Annotated in this window: 7 protein-coding genes and 1 pseudogene; 5 read left to right on the top strand and 3 right to left on the bottom strand. The window is 67.8% G+C overall.

The window, feature by feature from the left end:
* Positions 1-28 precede the first annotated feature (28 nt).
* The 5 genes from dsbD to nusB all read left to right on the top strand — a co-directional run bounded on the left by dsbD (position 29) and on the right by nusB (position 4,580).
* The gene (dsbD, locus tag GRF61_RS22450; RefSeq protein ID WP_169152847.1) at positions 29-1,843 is read left to right on the top strand and encodes a protein-disulfide reductase DsbD; all 1,815 of its coding nucleotides are present in this window, start codon (positions 29-31) and stop codon (positions 1,841-1,843) included.
* A gap of 82 nt (positions 1,844-1,925) precedes the next feature.
* Positions 1,926-2,540, top strand: a complete 615-nt coding sequence (locus tag GRF61_RS22445; RefSeq protein WP_169152846.1) for a riboflavin synthase — start codon at positions 1,926-1,928, stop codon at positions 2,538-2,540.
* A complete protein-coding gene (ribBA, locus tag GRF61_RS22440) occupies positions 2,537-3,625 on the top strand; it encodes a bifunctional 3,4-dihydroxy-2-butanone-4-phosphate synthase/GTP cyclohydrolase II (protein ID WP_169152845.1) in 1,089 nt (362 codons plus the stop codon). The genes GRF61_RS22445 and ribBA overlap by 4 nt, the downstream gene beginning before the upstream one ends.
* A 38-nt stretch (positions 3,626-3,663) precedes the next feature.
* On the top strand, positions 3,664-4,131 hold the full coding sequence (ribH, locus tag GRF61_RS22435; protein WP_169152844.1) for a 6,7-dimethyl-8-ribityllumazine synthase: 468 nt from the start codon (positions 3,664-3,666) through the stop codon (positions 4,129-4,131).
* Positions 4,131-4,580 carry a transcription antitermination factor NusB gene (nusB, locus tag GRF61_RS22430; protein WP_169152843.1) on the top strand — a complete coding sequence of 150 codons (450 nt, stop codon included), beginning with the start codon at positions 4,131-4,133 and terminating at the stop codon, positions 4,578-4,580. Before ribH ends, nusB begins: the two co-directional genes overlap by 1 nt.
* 116 nt (positions 4,581-4,696) lie before the next feature.
* Here nusB and GRF61_RS22425 read toward each other — a convergent pair whose 3' ends face one another.
* The 3 genes and pseudogenes from GRF61_RS22425 to GRF61_RS22415 form a co-directional block, all read right to left on the bottom strand.
* Positions 4,697-5,986 carry a DEAD/DEAH box helicase gene (locus tag GRF61_RS22425; RefSeq protein WP_169152842.1) on the bottom strand — a complete coding sequence of 430 codons (1,290 nt, stop codon included), beginning with the start codon at positions 5,984-5,986 and terminating at the stop codon, positions 4,697-4,699.
* 435 nt (positions 5,987-6,421) lie between these two features.
* Positions 6,422-6,700 carry an HU family DNA-binding protein gene (locus GRF61_RS22420; RefSeq protein ID WP_133595179.1) on the bottom strand — a complete coding sequence of 93 codons (279 nt, stop codon included), beginning with the start codon at positions 6,698-6,700 and terminating at the stop codon, positions 6,422-6,424.
* A 399-nt stretch (positions 6,701-7,099) separates the two neighbouring features.
* Positions 7,100-7,225 (bottom strand): annotated as a pseudogene (locus tag GRF61_RS22415) (ABC transporter ATP-binding protein); the annotation flags it as partial.

Here is a 7,225-nt window from a genome sequence, read left to right as displayed (position 1 = left end):
CCACCCACTCGCACCCCGGAAGCACCTCGTGACGCACCGCCTGCCGCTCCTGCTCGCCGCTCTGGCCAGCCTGTTGTTCGCCCTCCTCCCCGCCCGCGCCGCCGAGCCGATGCAACCCGAGCAGGCCTTCGCCATGAGCGCGCATGCGCTGGGGCCGGACAGCGTGGAGGTGGTGTTCCGCGTCGCCAAGGACTATTACCTCTACGCCGACAAGTTCCGCTTCGAGACCGAGCCGGAAACCGTGGTGCTGGGCGAGCCGCAGCGGCCCAAGGGCAAGCTGAAGCACGACGAGTTCTTCGGCGAGGTGGAAACCCACCGCGGCGAGTTGCGCATCCTGCTGCCGGTGAGCGCGCCGGCCGAGGTCAAGACCTTCCGCCTCATCGCCTTCAGCCAGGGCTGCTGGGATGGTGGCGTGTGCTACCCGCCAACCGAGCAGAGCGCCGAGATCGACCTCACCGCCAGCGTCGCCCCCGTCGGCGGCCTGCTGGACCGGGCGCTGAACAGCGGCGGCGAGGCGGCCGCAGCGGACACGGCCACCACCGACACCAGCGGCGACGAGAGCGGCCGCATCGCCGCGCTGCTGGGCGACGCCAGCCTGCCGCTGGTGCTGGCCAGCTTCTTCGGCTTCGGCCTGCTGCTCGCCTTCACCCCCTGCACCTTCCCGATGATTCCCATCCTGTCCGGCATCATCGTCGGCCAGGGCCACGCGGTGTCCCACGCCCGCGCCTTCACGCTGTCGCTGGCCTACGTGCTCGGCATGGCGGTGACCTACGCCGTCGCCGGCGTAGCCGCCGGGCTCAGCGGCACGCTGTTGGTGGCGGCGCTGCAGAACGTCTGGGTGCTGTCCGCCTTCGCCTTGCTGTTCGTGCTGCTGGCGCTGTCCATGTTCGGCTTCTACGAGTTGCAGCTGCCCACCGCGCTGCAAAGCCGGCTGGCGGCCGGCAGCCAGGGCAAGGGCGGCCACCTCGGCAGCGTCGCCGCCATGGGCGCGCTGTCGGCGCTCATCGTCGGCCCCTGCGTGGCCGCGCCGCTGGCCGGCGCCCTGCTCTACATCGCCCAGACCGGCGACGCCGCGCTGGGCGGCATGGCGCTGTTCGCGATGGCGCTGGGCATGGGCGCGCCGCTGCTGGCAGTGGGCCTGGCCGCGCGCTCGGTGCTGCCCAAGGCCGGGCCCTGGATGGAGGGCGTGAAGAAGGCCTTCGGCGTGATCCTGCTGGGCGTCGCCCTGTGGCTGCTGATGCCGGTGCTGCCGCCACTGGCGAGCATGCTGGGCTGGGCCGCGCTGCTGCTGTTCTCCGGCATCTTCCTGCACGCACTGGATCCGCTGCCGCCGCATGCCAGGGGCTGGCAGCGCTTCTGGAAGGCGGCCGGCGTGGTGCTGGCGCTGGCTGGCGCGGCCATGCTGGTCGGCGCCCTGGCCGGCTCGCGCGATCCGCTGCAGCCGCTGGCGGTGCTGCGCGCCGAAGCCGCCACGCCGGCCGTCAGCCTGCCGCGCTTCGAGCCGGTGTCCTCCATCGCCGAGCTGGACGCCCGGCTGGCGGGCGCCGACCGCCCGGTGATGCTGGATTTCTATGCGGACTGGTGCGTCTCCTGCAAGGAGATGGAGCGCTACACCTTCACCGATCCGCAGGTGGCCGAGCGCATGGGCCGCATGCTACTGCTGAAGGCGGACGTGACCGCCAACACCGAGGAACACAAGGCGCTGCTGAAGCGCTTCGGCCTGTTCGGCCCGCCCGGCACCATCTTCTTCGACGCCGCCGGCCAGGAGCGCCAGGGCCTGCGCGTGGTCGGCTTCATGCGCGCCCAGCCCTTCGCCGAGATGCTGGACCGCGCGCTGCGCTGAGGCGGCGGCGGTCGGCAAGCCGGCCTGAGGCGGCGGTTTTCGCCTACAATTGCCGCCTTTCCCCTTTCCCATCAGTCCCTTCATGTTCTCCGGCATCGTGGCCGCCTGCGGCCGTATCGAACGCATCGAACCGCTGGCCGATGGTCTGCGGCTCACCGTGGACACCGGCACGCTGGACCTCGCCGACGTACAGATCGGCGACAGCATCGCCAACAGCGGCGTCTGTCTCACCGTCATCGCCCGCGATGGCCAGCGCGTCAATTTCGACGTCTCCCGCGAAACCCTCAACTGCACCGTCGGCCTGGACCAGCAGGGCGGCGAGGTGAACCTGGAGAAGGCGCTGACGCTGGCCGACCGCCTCGGCGGCCACCTCGTCACCGGCCATGTGGACGGCGTCGGCGAAGTGCGGAAGTTCGAGCCAGTGGGCGAGAGCCACGAACTGGTGATCCGCGCGCCCGGCAGCATCGCCGGCTACATCGCGCGCAAGGGCTCGGTCACGGTGAACGGCGTGAGCCTGACGGTGAACCGGGTGGAGGGCGCGGACTTCTCCATCAACCTGATCCCGCACACGGTGGCGGTCACCAACCTCAAGCACCTGAAGGCCGGCAGCAAAGTGAACCTGGAGATAGACCTGATCGCCCGCTACGTCGAACGCATGCTCGCCTGGCGCGAGGAAGAAGCGAAGGTAGCCCGATGAGCGCGCTGGCCCCGATCACTGAAATCATCGCCGACATCCGTGCCGGCAAGATGGTCATCCTGGTGGATGAGGAAGACCGCGAGAACGAGGGCGACGTCGTCCTCGCCGCCGAGTTCGTGACCCCGGAAGCGATCAACTTCATGGTCACCCATTGCCGCGGCCTGGTCTGCCTGACGCTGACCGAGGAGCGCTGCCGCCAGCTCGGCCTGGAGCAGATGGTGCGCAACAACCGCACCCCGCACGGCACCGCCTTCACCGCCTCCATCGAAGCAGCCACCGGCGTCACCACCGGCATCTCCGCCCACGACCGTGCCCGCACCGTGCAGGTGGCGGTTGCGCGCCACGCCAAGCCGGACGACATCGTCACCCCCGGCCACATCTTCCCGCTCACCGCGCAAAAGGGCGGCGTGCTGATCCGCGCCGGCCACACCGAGGCCGGCTGCGACCTCGCCCAGCTCGCCGGCCTGGAGCCGGCGGCGGTGATCTGCGAGATCCTGAAGGAAGACGGCACCATGGCGCGCCTGCCCGACCTCATCGAGTTCGGCGCCGCCCACGGCATCAAGATCGGCGCCATCCGCGACCTGATCGAATACCGCGCCGCCACCGAGCACCTGGTGGAACAGGTCGCCGAGAAGGAAGTGGAAACCGCCTACGGCCGCTTCCGCATGTTCGCCTTCGAGGACAAGACTTCCGGCGATGTGCACTTCGCCCTCGCCCACGGCAACATCGACGCCAGCCGCGAAACCCTGGTGCGGGTGCACGAGCCGATCTCGGTGGTGGACTTCCTCGACCCCAACGCGGCCAGCCACAGCGTGCCGGTGAACGATGCCCTGCGCACCGTGTCGCAGGCGGAATCCGGCGTCATCGTGCTGCTCTACCGTCCGCAGTCCGGCCGCGAGCTGCTCGCCAGCCTCACCGGCACCGCCGACCGCCCGGTGAAGTGGGACCCGCGCCTGTTCGGCGTCGGCGCCCAGATCCTCAAATCCCTGGGGGTAGGCCGCATGCGCCTGCTCTCCAACCCGCGCAAGATCCCCAGCATGGCCGGCTTCGGCCTGGAGATCACCGGCTTCCAGGATCAGGCCTGAGCCCGCGCCCCGATATCCCCAACTTCAAGCGAACAACCATGCCCCGCTACGAAAACATCGCCGAATTCGAACCCGAGCTGTCCGGCAAGGGTCTGCGCATCGGCATCGTCATGAGCCGCTTCAACCAGGACGTGTGTGAGGGGCTGCTCTCCGCCTGCACCAACGAATTGCTGGAACTTGGCGTGTCCGCCGAGCTCATCCGCATCGCCACCGTGCCCGGCGCGCTGGAAATCCCGCTGGTGCTGCAGAAGATGGCGCTCAGCGGCAAGTTCGACGCCCTGGTCGCCCTCGGCGCGGTGATCCGCGGCGAGACCTACCACTTCGAGCTGGTCTCGAACGAGATGGGCGCCGGCATCACCCGCATCGGCCTGGACACCGGCCTGCCGATCGCCAACGGCGTACTCACCACCGAAGACGACGACCAGGCGCTCGCCCGCATGCAGGAAAAGGGCAGCGACTGCGCCCGTACCGCGGTCGAGATGGCCAACCTGCTGAAGGCCCTGTAATGAGCGGAAAAATGGCCCGCCGGCGTGCCCGGGAGCTCGCACTGCAAGGCGTGTATCAGTGGCTGCTGTCCGGCAACTCGATCTCGACGGTAGAAGCCCACATCGAGGCTGAATCGGAAGGCTTCGAAAAGGTGGACCGGGAGTTCTTCGTCGGCCTGCTGCGCAGCACGCTGAACAATGTAGACAGCCTGCAAGCCGAGTTCGCCCCCTTCATCCACCGCACGGTGGAGGAGTTGTCGCCAGTGGAGCGCGCGGTACTGCTGCTCGCCACCCACGAGCTGAAGCACGGCATCGAAACGCCCTACCGGGTGGTGATCAACGAAGCCATCGAACTGGCCAAGGGCTACGGCGGCACCGATGGACACCGCTTCGTAAACGGCGTGCTGGACAAGCTGGCGGCCAAGCTGCGCGCGGTGGAAGTCCAGGCGGCCCGCGACGCCAAGAGCTGAGTGCCCGCGCGGCGAACCCACGGTTCGCACCGGCAGCGCCCATGAAAAAACCCGCCATCGGCGGGTTTTTTCTTTTCCGGCCTCCCCTGTGGCAGGAAGGCCTGCGAGGCAGGCAATCAGCCGCGCGAACCGCGCTCGCGGCGCTGCTCGCCACGACCGCCGCCATGGTTGCCACCATGGCCACGCGCACCCTGGCCGCCACCCGGCCGGCCGCTGCCGAAGCGCGGACGACCCGCACCGACCGGACGCGGCGCGGACGGACGCCGCGGCGCCGGCTCCATGCCGGGGATGGTGTGCACTTCGAGGCGGCTGCCGGTGTAACGCTCGATCGCCCGGATCAACCCGGTTTCACGCGGGCCGGACAGGGTGATGGCGACACCGTCGCGACCCGCGCGGCCGGTACGGCCGATACGGTGCACATAGTCTTCCACCTGGCGCGGCGGATCGAAGTTGATGACGTGGCTGATGCCGGCGACGTCGATACCGCGGGCAGCAACGTCGGTCGCCACCAGCACGCCGATGCGGCCCTGGCGCAGACGCTGCAGGGTACGGTTGCGCACCGTCTGGTGCATGTCGCCATGCAGCGCGGCAGCGGTGAAGCCCTTTTCCTGCAGGGTCAGCGACAGCTCGTCGGCACTCCGCTTGGTGGCGGTGAACACCACCGCCTGCTGCAGGCCATCGCTGCCCAGCAGGGCTTCCAGCAGACGGTTCTTGTGGCTGAGGTCGTCGGCGAACATCAGGCGCTGCTCGATGTTGCCGCGGCTCTCGTCGCCACCGGCGATCTCGATGCGCTGCGGGTTGCGGGTCAGGCGCTCGGCCAGCTTGCCGACCACGCCTTCCAGCGTCGCCGAGAACAGCAGGGTCTGACGGCTGGCCGGGGTGGCGGCGACGATGGCGTCGATGTCCTCGACGAAGCCCATGTCCAGCATGCGGTCGGCCTCGTCCAGCACCAGCACCTCGATGTCGGAAAGCTTGAGCTTGCGGCGCTGCAGGTGGTCGATCAGACGGCCGGGCGTGGCGACGATCACGTCCACCGGACGCGACAGCTGCTTCACCTGGGCGAAGAAGGGTGCGCCCCCCACCAGGCAGGCGGTGTTCAGCCAGCGCAGGTTGCGGCCATAGGTCTTCACCGCTTGTTCCACCTGCAGGGCGAGCTCGCGGGTGGGAGTCAGCACCAGCACGCGCGGGCCGCTGCCCGGCGTCGGCCGGTTGCCGATCAGGCGGTGCAGCGAGGGTAGCGTGAAGGCAGCCGTCTTGCCGCTGCCGGTATGGGAGGAAACCAGCAGGTCGCCACCGCCAATCGCGGCGGGAATGGCCTGCTGCTGCACCGGCGTGGGCGTGGTGTAGCCGGTGCTTTCAATAGCCTGTAGCAGTTCGTCGGCGAGGCCGAGACTCTGGAACGTCATGGTACTTCCTTACGACAGCCCGGCTTGTGGCCGGACCGGGTTCGGGTCCGCGGCTGCGAACCAATGGCATCGCGCCGCACCGTCCGCGGATAGGCGGAAACAGTACGCGAAAGGCGACAAGCGCGCGATGGGCGTGGGCCGGTCGACTACGGCATCAAGCCGGATCGACCGCGCATCGGCACCAACCGGTTGTCACGATGCCAGTCGTAGAGAACGAATGGGGTTCGGCGGGAGGTCGGGGGCGATGGGGCTGTGGATACAGTCCCTGGGGCCGTTCGGCGGGCGGAATGCCCGGCTGCGAAACTGTCTGGCCCTGCTGCTGCATTGCACAACTAGCAAGAGTATAAAGGTTTTTGATGCTTTCGGGCGTTAAAAAATCAACGGCCCGGCACCATCAGGTGCACGGGCCGTTTGCAAACAGCGCAAAAGCGCAGCTTACTTGCCGTTCACAGCGCCCTTCAGGGTCGCGCCAGCGGTGAACTTGGGCACGCTGGACTCGGCGATCTTGATGGTGGCGCCGGTCTGCGGGTTGCGGCCGGTACGAGCAGCGCGCTTGGAAACTTCGAACGAGCCAAAGCCGGTGAAGGCGACCTTCTCGCCCTTCGCGAGTTGCTCGGAAACGATGTCGAGCACGGCGGACAGAGCACGATCGGCTTGCGCACGGGAAACGTCCAGACGATCGGCCAGGGCTTCGACGAATTCACCTTTGTTCATGCTTTTCCTCAGTTGATGAGAGTGAAGTGAAGATGGGTTCTACGCGGCGGATTCTAGCATTGTCGCGGGCTTCGGGGCGTTCCGTAACATCCGGTAGTGGCATCGGCATACACCCGCACCCCAAGCTGGGGAATGGAAATCCGTCGCGCGAAAAAGACGAAAACGGTGGAAATCATGACGGCATGTGCAAGCAACGGCACGCTAATCCGGAAACCAGGCCAACGGCATGAACTGCTCCGGCCTGCGGAAATGCACTCAAGCCCAGCTCAAACCCTCGCCGTTCGTCGCAGACAAACGGCGAGAAATGCCGATGAAACCCAATAAAACCAAGGGAAAACCGTTCCGGGGAGCGCACTACATTACGCCTTTGGTCTGAACCTGCCGGCGCCTCCGGCCCCCTCAAGCCGCCAGCATCGCCTGATGCTTCCCGCCCAGCCCCAGATAAGCCTCGATGACCCTGGGATCATCCTTCAACTGCGCCGCCGGCCCCTCCATCGCGATCTGGCCGGTCTCCAGCACATAGGC

Origin of the sequence: Azoarcus sp. TTM-91, assembly GCF_012911025.1 — a bacterium.
In the GTDB taxonomy this organism is placed as follows: Bacteria; Pseudomonadota; Gammaproteobacteria; order Burkholderiales; family Rhodocyclaceae; genus Azoarcus.
Note: the sequence above shows the minus strand (reverse complement) of the source record. Positions and strands in the feature narration are given on the sequence as shown.